Below are 17051 nucleotides of genomic sequence, written 5' to 3'. Positions count from 1 at the left end.
GGCCCTTAGCTCGGTTCGAACACGGTGTTCGACACCGTGACGCCGAAATTGCGCAGGCGGTCGATGAAGCGCGGCCGGATGCCGCTGGGGCTGTGGTGGCCGTGCACGGTGCCGTCGTCGCCGAGGCCCGTCTGCTTGTAGCTGAAGATCTCCTGCATAGTGATCATCTCGCCCTCCATGCCGGTGACTTCCTGGATCGACATCACCTTGCGCTTGCCGTCAGGCAGTCGCGAGACCTGCACCACCACGCCCACGGCAGAACTGATCTGCTGGCGCATGGCCTTGGTGGGCAGGTTGGCGGCGGCCATGCTGATCATGTTTTCCAGGCGCGTGAGGGCGTCGCGCGGGGTGTTGGCGTGGATGGTCGCCATCGAGCCTTCGTGGCCGGTGTTCATCGCGCCCAGCATGTCGAGCGCTTCGGCGCCGCGCACCTCGCCGAGGATGATGCGGTCGGGGCGCATCCGCAGCGCATTGCGCACCAGCGCGCGCTGCGTGACTTCGCCCTTGCCCTCGATATTCGGCGGCCGGGTTTCCAGCCGCACCACGTGCGGCTGCTGCAGTTGCAGCTCGGCCGCGTCTTCCACCGTCACAATGCGCTCGGTCTGGCCGATGAAGCCGGAGATCACGTTGAGCATGGTGGTCTTGCCCGAACCGGTACCGCCCGAGATCAGGATGTTGACCTTGGCGCGGCCCAAACCCTGCAGCACTTCGGCCATGTCGGCCGTCATCGAGCCGTAGGCTACCAGGTCGGCCAGCCGCAGCGGGTCGGCCGAGAAGCGCCGGATCGAGACGATCGGACCGTCGATCGCCAGCGGCGGAATGATGGCGTTCACGCGCGAACCGTCGGGCAGGCGCGCATCGACCATCGGGCTCGATTCGTCGATGCGGCGGCCCACGCGCGAGACGATCTTGTCGATGATCTTCATCAGGTGGGCGCTGTCGGTGAAAGTGACGTCGGTCAGCTCCAGCTTGCCGCGCCGCTCGACGTAAATCTGGCGGTGGGTGTTGACCAGGATGTCGGACACGGTGGGGTCTTCCAGCAGCGGCTCGAGCGGGCCAAAGCCCAGCATCTCGTTCTGGATGTCGCGGGTGAGATTCTTGCGCTCGGCGTCGTTGATGACCACCGATTCTTCTTCCAGCAGCCGCTCGACCAGCGTGCGCAGTTCGAGCTTGATCTGGTCCTGCGACAGGCGCTGGATGCTTTCCAGGTCCACCCGGTCGAGCAGGGTCTGGTGCAGGCGGTGCTTGAGGTCCTGGTAGGCGCGGTTGTCGATGCCGGTCACGCGCTGGGCCACCACGCGCGTGGTGCCGGTTTCAAGCCGCTCGCGCAGAGAAATGGGAGTGTTCATGGTGGATCCTTAATCCTTGCGGCCGCGCAGCTTGTCGATCCAGCTGACCGGTTTGACGGCGGCCGCTTCGCCACTGAGGCTGCGCGCAAATTCGTCCAGCGCTTTACTCAACGGGCTGGTGGGCGCCAGCTTCATCACCGGCACGCCCTGGTTGACCGAGGCGGCGGCAGCGTCGTAGTGGTTCGGAATGGTCTGCATCTGGTCGGTGTCGAATGCCGCCTCCAGGTCTTTCAAACGGATTTCGCCGCCCTTGTCGTGGCGGTTGACGATCAGCTGGATTTTCTCTTTCGAATATTCGAGCGAACGGAACACCGTCAACAGGCGCTTGCTGTCGCGGATGTACGGCAAGGTCGTTTGCAGGATCGGGAAAATCAGGTCGGCGTGGTCGAGCGCGCGAATGGTCACCGCGTCCAGGCTGCGGCCCACGTCGAGGATGATGAAGTCGTACTGCTGGCGCGCCAGCTTGAGGATGGCGTCGATATGGTCGGGCTTGACGTCGCTGGTGTGGGCCGGGTCGGACGGTGCGGCCAGCACGCCGTAGTTGGGCATGATGCTCAGCATGCTCGAGGCCAGGAACGACGGGTCGAGCCGGTGGATCTGGCTGGCCACGTCCGACAGCGTGGCCAGCGGCTTGTGGTCGGAGACGAACAGCGACGCGTCGCCGAACTGCAGGTTCATGTCGATCAGCGCCACGCGCTTGGCGCCGCTGGCAGCAAGCGCGTAACCGAGATTGGTGGCGAGAAAAGTCGCGCCGCTGCCGCCCTTGCACGAGATGAATGCCAGTACCTTGCCGCTGGCATGGTGGCGGCGGCCCAGCTTTTCGGCGATGCGGTCGAGCACCGGGTACAGCGTGGCGGACGTGACCGGGGCAGGCAGCACTTCGCGCACGCCGGCGCGCATCGCCTGCAGCAGAAAATCGGACGAACTCTCGCTGGTGAGCGCAATGAAGGCCATGGTCGGATGCAGGCCGCTGAGGCGTTCAACCTGGATCAGGTCGCCATCGGCAATGGACGGCTGGTCGATGATCAGCACGTCGGGCAACTGTTCGTCGGCCATGCCGGCCAGCCGGATCAGGCCGCCCGACAGCAAGTCCACCTCGTCGCCGGTCGGGCGTGCGCGCAGCAGGCGGCCCAGGTCCAGCAGGTGGCGTTCATCCTTGGAAATGACGGCGATTTTCAATTGGCTTCCTTGGTAGGCTTAACGCGTGCTCAAGCCCGCGCCCAAGGAACTGCTCTGGGCCTCCGGTGCACGGAATGACTTCTGATAGTTTTCATACACAGACTCGGCGGCCTTGCCGTCCATGCCGTTGACCGGTGAGCGGTTGTCGCCGGCGTGTAGATTAAGGGTTTGTTGCGCCTGGGCCTGGCGCACGCTGTCGCCAAACTGGCGGTCCACTTGCGGCGACATGGAACAGCCGCCCAGCACCAGCATGGCGCCGAGGGTGGCGGAAAAGAATAAGCGGGCCATGCGGTCTCCTATTTGACGTCGAAGCCGGTGGCGGCCGGTGGTGTTGCCGGTGCCGCAGCCGGGGCTGGAGCAGATGCCGGCGCGCGGCCTTCCAGCCTGCCCATGCCGAAAAAGTCGAAGCGGTTCGGTTGGACATAGCTGTCGGTCGGCAGCTTCGGATTGGGCGCCAGCGGCTGCGCCAGGTGCGGCGTGACAATGAACACCAGCTCGGTGCGGTCGCTCTGGAAATCGCTGCTGCGGAACAGCGCGCCGAGGATCGGAATTTCACCGAGGCCAGGGAAGGCCTTGATGCTGGTGGTGACATTGTTCCTGATCAGGCCGCCGATAGCAAAGCTCTGACCATCGTACAACTGCACCGTGGTACTGGCACGGCGCGTGGTAAATGCCGGCAGGATGGCCGTGGCATTGGTACCGGTGGCGCTGATGCCGATGCCCTCGCGGTTGATCTCCGACACCTCGGGCGCCACGCGCAGGTTGATGCGCCCACCTTCCAGCACCGTAGGCGTGAATTTGACGGCCACGCCGTATTCCTTTTCCTCGAGCGTGACGACGGTCGAGCCGGTGGCGCCCGCTTGCGATACCGGAATATAGATTTTGCCGCCGGCCAGGAAGCTGGCCTCCTGGCCGCTGATTGCCATCACGGTTGGCTCGGCCAGGATCTTGATCAGGCCGTCGCGCTTCTGGGCGTCGAGGGTAGCGAAGTTGCCATTCTTGCCGTTGAACGCATCGAACTTGCTGGCATTTCCGGTCAGCAGATTCGACAGCAGGCTGTAGGTCCAGTTACCGGCGGTGCCGGCCACACCGATGCTCGCGCCCAACTGGTCCACCAGGCTTTTCGAGACTTCGGCGATCTTCACTTCCAGCATCACCTGCTGCGGCGCCGCCACCGACAGCATGTTGACTACGCGGCTGGCAGCGCTGCCCACGGCGGTGCCGCCGCCCAGCAGGCTGGCGCCGGAATCGACAGCGGTGAGGGGCGCTGCAGCGTTGCCTGCACCGGCATTGGGCAAGCTGTTGCCGCTCGACGTAGGCGGCGCGGTTGGCGCGGGTGCCTGGCTCATGGCGCCCCGCGCGCCGCGTTGCAGGTAGGCGGTGGCCACTGCGACGACCTGTCCGGCACGAATGGTGTCGGCCACTGCGCCCGACAGGATCAGTGCGTTGCCGGATACGGTGACCTGGATGTCACGCTCGGTCGGAAACAGGGTCGCAAGTTGCTGGCGCAGCGGTCCGGCGTCGATTCCCACGCTGATGTCGATGATGGTGGCCTGGTTGGCCTTGTTCCACAAGATCAGGTTGGTGGTGCCGGTGGCTTTGCCCAGCATGTACACCTCGCTCGGATTGATCAGGATGACGTCGGCCACACGCGCATCGCCGACCGCCAGCCGGGCCGCCGGGTAGGGCAGGTGCATCAAGGTCGATTTGCCTTCGGCCAGATCGATTTGCGGAGCCAGTTGCACGCTGCTGGCATTGCCGGCTGGCGAACCAGGCAAGCCGGACGGCGTTGCAGCTGTGGCCGCTTTGGCCTTGCCTTGCGCATACGTCGCTGGCGCGATGGAAGCCAGTGCGGCCAGCATGGCCAGTGCCGTCAGGCTGGCGGGGGCCGTCTTGGCGGTCATGCGAAATACGGTCATCAGGGCATCCTTGTGCGAGGTGTGACGGAGCGTTTTTTGTTGAAACATCAGAATTGCTGGGTGCTGCGGTCGAGGCCCTTGATGACCTCAACCTTGTCACCGCGCGGCGCCGGCGCATGCGGCACCGGTGCTTGCGCGGCGGAAGGCGACTTGGCAACCGACTGCTGCAATGGCGCTGGGCGATTGCGCCCCAGCAGCGCGGCGCGCGCGCCGTCGGGGTCAAGCAGGCTTTCTTTAGTGGCGCCGGCGGTGTCGGCGGTCTTGGGATCGATCTGGTTGCGCAGCACCAGCGACAGCGTGCCCACGCTGCGCGCCAGGTCGAGTTTTTCCACCTGGTCCGGCGTCAGTTCGAGCGTCACGGCGTTGACCACTTTCGGCTTGGTGTCGTCGCGGTTCGATTCCTGGGCCACGGCCAGTACCAGTATGCGCTCCAGCACAATCTTGGAGATGGCCTGTTCGCGCGCTTGTATCTGGTTATTGCGCGTGTCGCTGCGGGCCTCCTCCTGGGTGTTGACGAGAATGTCGACGAAGTTGCCAGGCAGGGCAAAGCCGGCCACGCCCACCACGTCGTTGACGCGCACGGTCATGGCGCGCTTGCCCTGCGCCACTACTGCCGAGAGGCCGCCAGTGGTACCGGGGGGCGCCAGCTTGCTTTCCATGATCGGTTCACCTCGCTCCATGGCAGTACGCGTGACACGCGTGTCGAGCTGCTTGGGATCGGAAATGGCGCCAGGCGGCATGGCATTGCTTGGCCACTCGACCATGTTGACCATCTCGGGTGTGACGCGTGCTCCCAGAGGGATGTCGATCAGCGCCACGGCCACCTTCTTGTTGGTCGCTGCGCCCTGATCGGTAATCCAGTGGGCGGCCACCACCACGGCAACGAGCGCTAACACCAGCGCCACGGCGATCATTACGAATGCCCGGGTGTTTCTCATGAGTTTGCTTTCATCGGATTAAGCGGCGCAACGCTGTCGCGTCGTTCCCTTTCGGCCTCGCCGGTCGGACCGGCAATGCGTTTATGTTGCTCTGCAGCCGTGCGGCGCGTGGCGGCACCGGCAAAGTAATTGTGCCAGGCCCAGTCCAGTGCGGCGCGATTGAGTACTGGCGGTTTTGCTTCGTAACGGGCCAGGTCCAACACCTGGCGGATCAGGTCGCGCGGGTAGCATGCCAGCAGTGGCACCGCTTCGCGGTCATGCTTTTCCTGCAGCAGGTATTGATAGGCATCCGGGTCGAACTCCAGGCCCGATTGTTGGCAGACTTGTCGGAAAACGCGCTCATATTCAGCCCCGGTTTGCGGCGGCACTTCGATCTTGTAACCGAGCCGGCGCAGGAAGGCGCCGTCGGACAGGCGCTCTGGAAGAAAGTTCGATGAGAATACCACGACTACATCAAACGGAACCTCGAAAATGTGACCTGTATGCAACGAAAGGTAGTCGATTCCGCGATCCATGGGCACGATCCATCGATTCATCAGTTCCAGCGGCGAGCAGCGCTGGCGGCCGAGATCGTCGATGATGAACATCCCGTTATTCGCTTTCAAATGGGGAGGTGCCTGGTATAACCGGGTGTTCGGATCGAAGCGCAAATCCAGCATCTCCAGCGTCAGCTCGCCACCTGCCAGCGTGGCCGGACGCTGCACGCCGCGTACCCAGCGCAGGTCGATGCTGCGCAGCTTGTCGATCGAGTCGATCGCGCCCGTATCCGATGATACGGCCCCGTTGTCGTCGCTAATGCGGTGTTGCACCGGGTCGTAGAACGGTACTACCTCGCCATCGATCATGATGGCGTAAGGCAGCGCGATGTCGCCGTGAAGTAAGTTGCGCAGGCGCTCGGCCAGATAGGTTTTGCCACTGCCGGCGAGGCCATGAATGAAAATGGCACGCCCCGAGTTCATCGCCGCACCCAACTGATCGAGCACTTGTTGGTTGACCACGATGTCATCGAACACGCGCGTGACATCGGCCCGCGTGACATGCAGGTCGGACACGCTCTGTAGGGCCACTTGGCGCCGGTAGTCGGCCAGCGTGACCGGTGCCGGGCCGGCGTAAGCGTTGCGCGCCATGCACTGGCGCGCGCGGTCATGGCCTAGTTCGGTCAAATGGTAGGCAAGGTCGGCGTCGGTGCCGCTGCCACCACGGCGGGTGACTTCGCACAGTTTTTCTGTCCGCATGAAGGCAATCAGCGGGTCAATCACGCTGACAGCCAGCTTCAGGTGGCCGGCCAGTTCTGGCAGCTTGAGCTGGCCGCGCCGGGCCAGTACCTTGATCAGCAATTCGACCAGGAACAAGAAGGGCAGGCCGGTTTCTTCGACGCCGCGAGGCGCGCGCGCGAAAGCTGGCGCAACGGTGTCGGCGGACGGGGCGATTGGGTGGGTCACGCGAACAGGCTTTCACCGCAGACAGCGGCGACCACCAGGTAAGGCAGTGCACCGCAGGCCAGCGCAATGGCATAAGGCAGCTTGCCGCTTGGTGCTGCGGGTGCTTCAATGGCTGGTGATTGACCGCCAAGCGCGCCAAAAACGCTGCTCATGATCAAGTGCATGGAATTGGCCAGCATGCGTTTCAGCGTACCTTGATGCAGCGCGACCGCCACCGCGAGCACGCCCCCGGCCACCAGCGCGGTCACTGCAATGCCGCACACGGCCCGCGGACCGACAAAGGCGCCAATCATGGCCAGCAGCTTGACATCGCCGGCGCCGAGCGCGCGCAATGCATACATGGGCAGTAGCAGCGCCAGGCCCAGCCCGAAACCGGCGGCGGACCACAAGATGCCGATGCTGCCGAACGGCTCGATAAACAGTCCTGCTCCAGCTGGCAATACCAGTTGCAGCACGCCGGCAAGCGCCATGCCGACAAGCACCAGCCGGTTGGGTATCCGGCGGCTACGCACGTCATGCCACACTGCAGATAGCAGCAAGGCAACCAGTACGATAAAAGGCAACCATTTCATAAACGCATCCGCGCAAAAGGGATATCCGATGTGAAAATGTCCGGCGGGAACAATCCATGCCGGACATTTTTACTATGCTGCAATACTGCGCAGTTACGCCAGCTTTTTCGCCGGCGTGTGTCTGCTGACAACAGCTGCGACGATTAGGTCGGGGTAGCTGCGGTGCCGTTGGCGACTTTTTGGAAGAACGCTTTGACGTTGCCGCCGATGGTGTTCATCAGGACTGCAGCGACGACGCCAATCAGTGCGGCGATCAGGGCGTATTCGATAGCGGTCACACCGGATTCGTCTTTGATGAAGTTTTTGATCGAGTTCATGTTATTTCCTTTGAGTGGGTTAATGTTGCCTGCCCGGTTTGGGCTTCAGCTACTTAACAACACTTGAGCTGATGTAATGAATTATACGGAGGCACTTTTCCTTGCACATCGGACATACCTCCTGAAATCACCGTGACAAAACGGTGAATCAGGTATGACATTTGTCACGTCGGAGGGGACTGCAGGAGGGGAAATATCAACCTAGATCGTTCTTGGTGGCGTATACGTACAGTTCAAGACGATTAGCGACTTCGAGTTTCTGATAAATCGAGGTCAGGTAGTTGCGCAACGTGGGTTCGGCGATAAACAGCTGCTGTGCCAAATCCTTGTTGGCTGCGCCGTTGCTGTGTACAACGGCCTGGACGATCTTGCGCTCCTTGACGGTGAGCATGGCGATTTTGTGGGCTTCCGGATTGATGGGTGGTGGCGCTGCAGGACGCATCAGCCCCCCCAGCAGTGCGGTCATCATGGAAGACGACATCCACATTTCGCCGCCGTGCACCTTGCGCACGGCCGCCAGCACGACATCGGCCTCGGCATCCTTGCCGACTACGCCGCGCGCACCGAGGCGCATGGCTTGGCCCAACAGTGCTTCGTCGCGGTTGCCTGACAGGATGATCACGCGCGCGGCACGCTCTTGCAGCAGGTCGGGCAGGATTTCGAGCGAACTACGCCCTTCGAGGTCGAGGTCGAGCAGCACGATATCAGGCCGGGTTCGCGCTGCTTCCACCAGCGCCTGCTCGGGATCGCCGGCGGTTGCCACCAGTTCCATCTCGGGCGCAGCACCCTCGATCAGCCGTTTGAGTCCCCATAGCAGGGTGGCGTGATCGTCTACGAGCATGATCCGGATCGGCAGAGCGGTGGGGTTTGACACAGAACTTCCTTTTCGGAGCACTTACAAGGGGATGCTGACCCGCACCCGGGTGCCGCCGGCCGGGCGCGTGATATCGACTTTCCCACCCAGCGCGGACGCCCGTTCAGCGATCGATCCGGGCCGGAAATCGGCGCACGCGCCGTCCGGGTTTTCGTTGTCGATGTCGATACGCAAATTGCCATCGACACTCGACAGTGTAACCGCACCGACTCGCGCACGGGTGTGCTTACGGATATTACTCATCCCTTCGTTGACGATCTGGAACACCTCCGCTGCAAGGCGGTCGCTGATGGCCACGTCCGGCATCAGGCGCAGTTCCAGGTCGATGCCATAGAATTCGCGGATCTGGCGCGCCTGGCGGCGTAGCGCTGTCATCAGTTCCGGCTCGCCGGTACCGTCGTTCTTTCGCACATTACGGGCAAAGTCGCGCATGTCGACGATTACCTCGCCGCTCATGGCGATCAACTTATCGAGATCGGCCAGCAGCGGATTGTCGGTGCTGGCGCTGTTACGCATCGCGGTCAGTGCGTGGCGCAGACCGATGTAGGGCTGGATGGTCGTGTCGTGCAGGTCGCGCGCGATTTTCTGTCGTTCGCGAAAAGCGGCATCGGTAGCCATGCCATCAAGCAAGGCAATGTTTTCGATCACGGGGAATGCCTGCCCCAACACCTGCGCCAGGAAACTGGCATCGCTGCGCGCGAAGCGCTGACGGTTCGATACCACGTAAATTCGACCCTCGCCTTTGCGCAGCGGAACGGGTGCGCTGATGAAGGCGCGACCGTCGAACAGGTCGGCCAATTGCACACAATGGGCCGGATCGAGCGGCTCCCAGCGTCCGCTATCGGTGTTCAGGGTGCTGGCCTCGCCACTCCAGGGCAAACGTGCGTGGAGCGGTTCGTTATAGATGACCTTTTGTAGTGGGGGGAACGCCAGCAGCGGCGCGGCGGCGGCAGACGACATGCGCGCCACGGTAGCAGAGCCTCCGGTCTGTAAGGCGCTGACCGAGCGCAGCAGCCAATTCGCTTCCTCGTCCTCGCGCATCAGCAGAATGCAGTTGCTGGCCTTGTAGAACTCGCGGGTTTGTTCCAGCAACGAGGTCAGGGTCTGTGCCACACCGAAGCGCGGGTTGAACAGTCTGCTCACGTGGCGCAACAGCCCCAGGCGTCGGCGCTGGGCGATGCCCATGCCGCCCCAGTACGCAATCATATAGCCCAGCGCCAGCACGAACGTTGCGCGCACCAGTAAATGGGCTGGATCGGTATGCGGATTGACGGCCAGTGCAGTTGCCGTCAACAGCAGCGCGGATGCCAGCGAAATACGGGCACCCTCGTCGAAGCCCCACTGGAAAGACGTGGTCAGGATGACGAAAAAGAAAAATGGGATGAAAAAGCTATTGTTGCCGCCACTAAAATAGACCATCAAGGCATACCAGCCGAGATCGAGCCAATACACGGTGCGACCGTGCCAAAAAGGATTGCGGTGCAGGCGCGCAGCCAGGTATAGCACCGCGCTGTGAAGCGCGTAGGAAAAAAAGATCGTGGCGCCGATGGCGGTGTTGAACCCCAGATCTGCTGGTGCGACGAACAACGTCAGCAATGCGGAGGTCGCCAGAAGGAGTCGCATCCCGAACACCATCGTGGCACTTGTAGCATCGGCTCCGGAATCGGCGGCCTTGTCTGTTGCTGTGTTGATGGATACAACCACCGTTTCTCCCGACTATTACGCGTGTTGTATTGTACAAAAAAAACTCATGGGCATACTATCGATGATGGCGTTTATTCAAAAAAGTTGTAAAAATAAAAACATGAAAATATGAACAATTTTTGTGTCGCGGTTCCTACACCACGTATTTTTATTACAATTTTAAAACTTTAAATGTATATCGGAAATAATTTAGTCGGGCTACAATGCGGTATCGGCAACCCAATTGTTTGCCGATGTCTCCTGGCCGCCAAACCGATCGCGCCTTTACCGATGTGGCTGCAACACCCCTGTTGCCTTGCCCTCACACAGTTTAAATGACCAAATGAAAGCAAATCGTTGGAAGCTCCGTCCGCGCTCGCTTGTCCATCGCCGCCAAGGTGGGGCGACCGTTGTTGAAATGGCGCTCGTATTGCCCGTCTATCTATTGTTGCTGGTCGGTCTGATCGAGTTGAGCTTGATGTTTTTCGTTAATTTGACGATGCAGTACGCGGTGCGCGAGGGCGGCCGCTACGCCATCACCGGACTTGCCGACGCCGATCCCAGTAGTGCCAATCAGCAGCGCTATAAAGCGGTTATCGAGCGCATGAAAACCACCTCGATGGGTTTGTTCAGCAAGGTAACGCCGGTGATCACCACCAACAATGTCACCTATACCGACAGTACGTCGTACAACGCGGCCATGTTCGGGCAGGCGGGCGACATCCTGGTGATACGGCTCGATTGCGCCTGGCCGATGGCGACACCGCTGATGAAACCGTTTTTCAAGGACGGTATGTATCGGTTTACCGTCGCGGTGACCATGCTCAACGAAAATTATGCCGGGGTGAATTGATGATGCGCTACCAACCACGCCAGCGCGGTGTTGCCGCAATTGAATTCGCGCTGGTACTGCCGCTGCTGGTGTTCATGATCTTTGTTGTCAGCGATTTCGCGCGTGGACTGCAGGCCAACATCGTCTTGATCAACCTGAGCCGCGAAGCTGCCAATCTGGCGGCGCGCAGCAAGCTGCAGCTGACCGACAATAGCCAGGCCATCATGCGCGCGGTCGCGCAATCGGCACCGCCGCTGGATATGAATGGGCAAGGCATGCTCTACATCACGAAGCTGATGGGATACAAGGACAGTTCGGGTGCGATCAGCACCGTGGTGCTTGAGCAGTATCGCTGGGATGACAGTGTCAACCGGCTTGGCTTCCGGGTGAGCGGCTATGCGCCGGCGAGCCGTTTGTGGACCTGCTCCAACTGGAATACCACTACAGGCGCCTGTAACAATATTCCTACGCTGGCTAATGCGCCGCGCATTTCATTGATGAGTGGGAACTTGTTCGAGGGTGAGATTGTATATGCCGCCGAGAGCTTTTATCGCTTCAACGTCATGTTTGGCAATGTCTCGCTCGGCGGTGGCCTGACCGTGCCGAATTTCGGTACCAACCTTTATTCAATGACTGTATTTTGATATGTACACGAGGCATTCCAAACAAACAGGCAGCGTGACAGTCATGACGGCGTTGGCCATCGGATTGCTGGTGGCCGTTGTCGGACTGGTGGTCGATACGGGCGTCACTTACATGGTGCGAGACAAGCTCAACGCCGCCACCGATGCCGCCAGCCTTGCAGCTGCCCGTGCAGTATCGCAGGGAAAGAATGAGACTGAACAGCGCGCCAATGCGCAGGCGGCCGCGATTCGCTTTTTCAACGCCAATTTCCCGGCCAACTACATGGGCGCAAGCGCCAGGCTCGACCCGCCCAACGTGGCGTTCAACAACGGCATGGTGACGATCTCGGTTGGTGCCAAGGCTACTATGCCGCTGTCGTTCCTGGGCTTCATCGGCGTATCGCCATTGTCACCGGCCGTGGCCTCGCAGGCGGTGCGCAAGGACCTGGACATGGCCGTGGTGCTCGATACCTCGGGCTCGCTGTACTACCAGGGCAGCAACGTGATCGCCTCGGCCAAGACCTTCCTCAACCAGTTCAACGCCGACCAGGACCGCGTGGGGCTGATCCATTTTTCGTACGGCGCGGTGGTCGATGATCCGATCCGCCCGGTGGCGCGCGGTTTCGACCGCACTTCGATGATCAAGCACATCAACGACTTCGACTTCAGCGGCTCGACCGCGTCGCCGGAGGGCATGTACTGGGCGCGCCAGCAGCTCAACAGCGTGCCCACGTCCAACAACAACCGCTCCAACCTGCGCGTGATCGTATTCTTCTCGGATGGCGCGCCGAACTCGTTCGCCAGCTACCTGACCTGGAAAACCCCGAGCGATTGCACCAAGGCCGGCGTGATCACCACCGACGACGACAGTTCCGGCACCCCGGGCGGCCTGTACCGCACCGACGTGCAGGCCAGCGTGCTGACCGACCAGCGCTGCAACCCGAATTACGCCTACGGCTACGACCGCTATGGCCGCTACTACTACGACATCGACGACAAGGCCAGCGCCTTGCCCGACTGGTACAACGGCCACAACCCGGAAAGCAAGCCCAACGATCCCAACCTGCGCGAGTTCGCTGTCGTTACCGATTCTCCGCGCAAGGTCACCAATGCCGTCACCTTCACCAACGTCAACCGTGCTGCCCGCAACCTGGTCGAGGCGATGGCGAAAAAGTCGCAGGACGAGGGGATATACGTGTTTACGCTGGGGCTCGGTTCGGCGCTCAAGTCGGGCACCGGCGTCGACGGCGAAAAGGGCGAGGATACTCTTAAATGCATGGCCAATTCGACCGACGCCCCGGCGCGCTGCTTCAACGCGGCCAAGCCCGTCGGTCTGTACTGTTATGCGGCTACCACCAGCGATCTGACGCCGTGCTTTTCCAAACTAGCCTCCGCCATCATGCGCATCTCGCGGTAGCGCTGATAAAGCCTCCATCGCGGCGTTGCAGTTCCTCGCCTCCTGGCGTACTGTCTTCGTCGCTGCGCCTTGCGCTGAAGGCTTTCTCAGACGCTTCGATTCGTCACTGCGTCGCTGGAAGCGTTCTCAGCCGCTACCGAAGTGCAACTGGTCAGCGGGTGGCGCTGGCTACTGGCGGTGCTGTCAGCGGGGCCGGTTCTGCCGGTGTGGCCGGTGGCATCGGTGTGGCTGGTGCCGCTGCCTTGTGGCCGTACGATACCAGCTCCCAGCCGTCGCGGTTGACGGTGCGGCCCTGCCAGTCGGTGTCGCGGTAGTCGAGCTTGACGAAGTTGTTGATCTCGGGGACGAACCACACGGTCTCCACCAGGTTGCCGTTGCCGCTGTTGGGGCCGGTGTCCTTGCCGCGATACTCGGCTTCCACGATCACCTTGAGCGCGTGGAACTCGCCGGCCGGCACTCGCACTTTTTCCCAGTCCACCACCTTGCCCTTGATGGCATAGCGCCACTGCTTGCCGAGCTTGGTGTTGTCGGCCACGGCCTCGCTGTTCCACTCCTTGCCCGGCGTGAGAGGGAAGGCGTAGCGCGCGAATGACGGCGCGAAGTGCATGCTGCCGCGGTCGATCGGGTTCATGTCGGCGCTGAATAATTGCTTGCCGATGGGGGCGGTACCGCCGGGGCGGTGGATGTCCACGTGCACGCCGGTGGTGTCGATGGCCGACACTTCGAGGCGGCTGATATTGCCTTTGACGCCGTTGCGGGCGTCAGTGTACTGGTAGGTCCAGTTGTCGCCGATGGCGGGGCTGGGGGCGGGGGCGGGCGGGGGCTGCTCGGCGGCCAGGGCGGACGCGCCGGTGAAGACCAGGGAAAGGCTGAGCGCCAGGGGCGTCCAGCGGCGGGCAAGTCGAGTTTGGTACATTTCGTCTCCTTCTCGTTATATTTGCGACATCAACACTATCACAACGATTTTTGCGTGTACGACTTCCGTTCAAATAGTCCCGTCTTTGTTGCGTAAACCTTGATTGCAAGCTGAAATGGCCGGCAACGGGCTCGGCAAAAAAAATTCAAAAAGTTTGTCCACTTTTGGCGCACGCCAGCGAATAGGAAAAACACCGCCTGTGCTGCGGACCAAACGTTGAATTTTTCGAGGAGCTTTCCATGCGCGTCATCCATCACCTGTCGTCTGCCCGCGTTACCACCCTGGCCACCCTGTCGCTGTGCCTGGCCCTGTCGGCCTGCGGCGGGGGCGGCGAGGCCGATGCCGTCGCCGACAATCCGCAAATCCCGCCGGTCACGCAACCGGTAACGCCTCCCGTGACCACGCCGACGACACCGCCCACCGCCAGCGAACAGGACCTGGCCAGCTTTACTGCCGCCTGGATGTCGTACCAGATGCTCGCTTCCGTCAACATGCTGCAAATGGCTGCCGGCGGCACCGGCAGTTGCGGCCTGGGCGGCACGGTGGCGTACGACGCCGTTGCCGGCGTCAGCACCCTCGTGCAGTGCCACACGCGCGCCTTCCCGTACCAGGTCTATAGCGGCCGCAACAGCATTTCTCAACTGGTGAGCAACACCGATCGCAGCCAGGTGTCGGCCGCGATCCGGTCGCCGTCGGTGCGGGTGGTCAGCGCCGACACCGGCGCGCTCGAATACACGATCACCGACGGCGAGATCACCGGCGACGTGGTAAGCAGCGAAAGCGGCGACCGCTTCTCCTTTACCGCCACCGGGCTGCGTATCCGCGCGGGCCAGGCCAGCGACTACACCATCAGCAACGCCGGCTCCACCAGCACCACGGTGGTGTTCCGCAACGGTCAGCCCGAGCGCACCAGCAACAACCTGGTGTACACCGTCAGCAACGGCACCAGCACCTGGCAAGTCACCGTGATGAGCCCGATGCACGAAGCAGGCGCCGACCGTCCCGACCAGGGTCACCTGATGATCGTGCGCCTGGGCGCCTTGCAGGCACTGAACGCCACTTTCGCGCGCAATAGCATCACGCTCTCCGGCGGTGAAACCGGCACCACCCGGCCGCTGGCATGGAGCGATGCCGGCCTGCAGGCGGCACTGGCCGCAGGCCGCAAATAAGAGGGCCATGCGCCATCATAAAAATTTCCGCATGGAATGTTAATGTTGTCAAAAATGCGGTAGCATGGCCGGCTTCCGGTCATGGCCATGCGGCCTCTAGTTCATGAATCAGCACGACGACGATCTGGCGCTGCTGCTGCGCAGTTTCTGGCAGCCCGAGGGCAGTACGCAGCAACAGCGCCAGGCGCAGCAACGGTTGTACCAGCGCCTGCAAGGCAAGCTCGAAGCGCTGGCGCTGCATGTCGTCAACTACAACGAGGAGCTGGCCGCGCGCGCGGTGCAGGAAGCCTGGATCAAGATCTTTCGCAGTGCTTCGACCTACGACAGCAGCAAGGCCGGCGTCATCACCTGGGCCAAGCTGATTACTTCGCAGTGCGCGATCGACCAGCTGCGCCAGGACTACCGCGAGCGCTGGATGGCGCCGTGGCCTGACGAGCCGCCGCCCGATACCGCGTGCGAACTGCCGCTGCCCGACGAGCAGGCCGACAGCGCGGCCTTGCGGCGCGTGCTGGCGCGGTGCATCGACGAGCTGCCCGAGCGCGACGGCCCCAATTTCCGGCTGGCGATGCAGCTGTGCCTGGACGAAGATCTGAGCCACGCGCAGATGACCGAGATCCTGGCGGCACAGGCGCCGCCCGGTGAACAGATCAACCTCGAACGGGTGCGCGGCTGGATCCGGCGCGGCAAGCAGAAACTCGACGACTGCGTGCGCGCACGTCTGCAACCTGGCAAGAAGGGCGGCAACCATGCAGGATGACCAACAACAGTTCGACGGCTTGTGCTTTCTGCACGCGTGCGGCAAGACCAGCGCCGAGGAGGCGGCATGGATGGACGCCATGATGGCCCGCCATCCGCACTGGCGCGCGCGCTTCGAGCAGGAGCGCCTGCTGGTGATGGAAGCGCGCGCCGCCGAATCCGAGCGGCAACTGGCGGCGCCGCCGCTGGTGTCGTTCGACCAGGTGCTGGCGGCGCTGGCTGACGGCGAGGCATCCGCGCCGCAGCAAACCGCGCTACCGCAGGCCGCATCGCAGCCTGCCGTGTCATCGGCAGCGCAGCCGACGGTAGTGCCTGCTATAGAGCCATTAGCGTCGCCTGTCGCGCAGCCGTCAGCGCAACCGGTAACGCAGTCAGCAACCCAGCCGGCAACGCAGTCAGCAATGCCTCCTGAAACCCAGCCGGCAACGCGGCAAGTGCCGGCAACCCAGCCGGCAACCCAGCCGGCAACGCAGCAAGCGCCGGCAACCCAGCCGGCAACGCGGCAAGCGCCGGCAACCCAGCCGGCAACGCAGCAAGCACCGGCAACCCAGCCGGCAACGCAGCAAGCACCGGCAACCCAGCCGGCAACGCAACGAGCGGCGCGGAGCTTGCTGGCGCGCGTGCAAGCATGGTGGCGCCATCCGCTGCCGGGCGGCCTGGCGTATGGGGTGATGGCGGTGCTTGTAGCCGGGGTATCGGTGCAGAGCTGGCGGCTGGCACAGGTGGGAGCGCCCGATGTGGAGGCCGCGCGCTATCGCGGGCAGGCGGGGGCGAGCACTGGCGCCGCTGCGACGGCGCAACTGAAGGTGGTGTTCGACGACCGCGCCAGCGCCGGCGCGATACGGCTGGCGTTGCACCGGCTGGGCTTGAATATCGTCCACGGTCCCGATGCCCAGGGCGCGTATCTGTTGTCGGCAGGGCAGGGCGACGCGGTGCAGGCCGCGCAGCAGTTGCAGGCCACCGGCCTGGTACTCGATGCCTTGCCGCTACCCGCATCGCAGGCGCAGTCCCCGCAATAATCGTGGCGCAGTCATAGCAATAGCAATAGCCATAGCCTTGGCCGCA

General features: G+C 62.5%; 17 protein-coding genes. 6 read left to right on the top strand and 11 right to left on the bottom strand.

Annotated elements, in window-relative coordinates:
• Positions 1-5: 5 nt before the first annotated feature.
• From F8197_RS11140 to F8197_RS29450, 10 genes are all read right to left on the bottom strand, one after another.
• Positions 6-1349 carry a CpaF family protein gene (locus F8197_RS11140; protein WP_019924814.1) on the bottom strand — a complete coding sequence of 448 codons (1344 nt, stop codon included), beginning with the start codon at positions 1347-1349 and terminating at the stop codon, positions 6-8.
• A 9-nt stretch (positions 1350-1358) separates the two neighbouring features.
• Positions 1359-2528: an AAA family ATPase gene (locus tag F8197_RS11135; RefSeq protein ID WP_152881859.1), complete on the bottom strand. Its 1170-nt coding sequence runs from the start codon at positions 2526-2528 to the stop codon at positions 1359-1361.
• 18 nt (positions 2529-2546) lie between these two features.
• Positions 2547-2816, bottom strand: coding sequence for a pilus assembly protein (locus F8197_RS11130; protein WP_152881858.1), 270 nt, complete (start codon positions 2814-2816; stop codon positions 2547-2549).
• Positions 2817-2824: 8 nt separating this feature from the next.
• Positions 2825-4447 carry a type II and III secretion system protein family protein gene (locus tag F8197_RS11125; RefSeq protein WP_152881857.1) on the bottom strand — a complete coding sequence of 541 codons (1623 nt, stop codon included), beginning with the start codon at positions 4445-4447 and terminating at the stop codon, positions 2825-2827.
• 47 nt (positions 4448-4494) lie between these two features.
• Complete coding sequence (cpaB, locus tag F8197_RS11120; RefSeq protein ID WP_152881856.1) at positions 4495-5385, bottom strand: Flp pilus assembly protein CpaB; 891 nt, start codon at positions 5383-5385, stop codon at positions 4495-4497.
• Complete coding sequence (locus F8197_RS11115) at positions 5382-6827, bottom strand: ATP-binding protein (protein ID WP_373996840.1); 1446 nt, start codon at positions 6825-6827, stop codon at positions 5382-5384. The genes cpaB and F8197_RS11115 overlap by 4 nt, the downstream gene beginning before the upstream one ends.
• A complete protein-coding gene (locus F8197_RS11110; RefSeq protein WP_152881855.1) occupies positions 6824-7399 on the bottom strand; it encodes a prepilin peptidase in 576 nt (191 codons plus the stop codon). The genes F8197_RS11115 and F8197_RS11110 overlap by 4 nt, the downstream gene beginning before the upstream one ends.
• Before the next feature lie 143 nt (positions 7400-7542).
• Positions 7543-7716 (bottom strand): Flp family type IVb pilin, encoded by a 174-nt coding sequence (locus F8197_RS11105; RefSeq protein ID WP_152881854.1) that lies wholly within the window; start codon positions 7714-7716, stop codon positions 7543-7545.
• A 196-nt stretch (positions 7717-7912) separates the two neighbouring features.
• Positions 7913-8557: a response regulator transcription factor gene (locus tag F8197_RS11100; protein WP_152881853.1), complete on the bottom strand. Its 645-nt coding sequence runs from the start codon at positions 8555-8557 to the stop codon at positions 7913-7915.
• Positions 8558-8611: 54 nt separating this feature from the next.
• Positions 8612-10294, bottom strand: a complete 1683-nt coding sequence (locus F8197_RS29450) for a histidine kinase (protein ID WP_152881852.1) — start codon at positions 10292-10294, stop codon at positions 8612-8614.
• Between the two features lie 322 nt (positions 10295-10616).
• Here F8197_RS29450 and F8197_RS11090 point away from each other — a divergent pair, with 322 nt between their 5' ends.
• From F8197_RS11090 to F8197_RS11080, 3 genes are read left to right on the top strand one after another with little or no spacing between them, the layout of a single operon-like run.
• Entirely contained in the window at positions 10617-11126 is a 510-nt protein-coding gene (locus F8197_RS11090; RefSeq protein ID WP_152881851.1) for a TadE/TadG family type IV pilus assembly protein, read from the top strand.
• Complete coding sequence (locus F8197_RS11085) at positions 11126-11749, top strand: TadE/TadG family type IV pilus assembly protein (protein ID WP_152881850.1); 624 nt, start codon at positions 11126-11128, stop codon at positions 11747-11749. Before F8197_RS11090 ends, F8197_RS11085 begins: the two co-directional genes overlap by 1 nt.
• Before the next feature lies 1 nt (position 11750).
• Positions 11751-13145 (top strand): vWA domain-containing protein, encoded by a 1395-nt coding sequence (locus F8197_RS11080; protein WP_152881849.1) that lies wholly within the window; start codon positions 11751-11753, stop codon positions 13143-13145.
• Positions 13146-13296: 151 nt separating this feature from the next.
• On the opposite strand, the gene F8197_RS11075 is transcribed toward F8197_RS11080, so the two are convergent.
• The gene (locus F8197_RS11075; RefSeq protein ID WP_152881848.1) at positions 13297-14061 is read right to left on the bottom strand and encodes a hypothetical protein; all 765 of its coding nucleotides are present in this window, start codon (positions 14059-14061) and stop codon (positions 13297-13299) included.
• A gap of 239 nt (positions 14062-14300) precedes the next feature.
• On the opposite strand from F8197_RS11075, the gene F8197_RS11070 reads away from it, so the two are divergent.
• The 3 genes from F8197_RS11070 to F8197_RS11060 all read left to right on the top strand — a co-directional run bounded on the left by F8197_RS11070 (position 14301) and on the right by F8197_RS11060 (position 17005).
• Positions 14301-15230 (top strand): hypothetical protein, encoded by a 930-nt coding sequence (locus F8197_RS11070; protein WP_152881847.1) that lies wholly within the window; start codon positions 14301-14303, stop codon positions 15228-15230.
• Between the two features lie 103 nt (positions 15231-15333).
• Entirely contained in the window at positions 15334-15987 is a 654-nt protein-coding gene (locus tag F8197_RS11065; RefSeq protein WP_152881846.1) for an RNA polymerase sigma factor, read from the top strand.
• Entirely contained in the window at positions 15977-17005 is a 1029-nt protein-coding gene (locus tag F8197_RS11060; RefSeq protein ID WP_152881845.1) for a hypothetical protein, read from the top strand. The genes F8197_RS11065 and F8197_RS11060 overlap by 11 nt, the downstream gene beginning before the upstream one ends.
• The last annotated feature ends 46 nt before the right edge of the window (positions 17006-17051 follow it).

It is taken from the genome of Duganella sp. FT27W (assembly GCF_009295655.1).
GTDB lineage: Bacteria > Pseudomonadota > Gammaproteobacteria > Burkholderiales > Burkholderiaceae_D > Rugamonas > Rugamonas zoogloeoides.
Note: the sequence above shows the minus strand (reverse complement) of the source record. Positions and strands in the feature narration are given on the sequence as shown.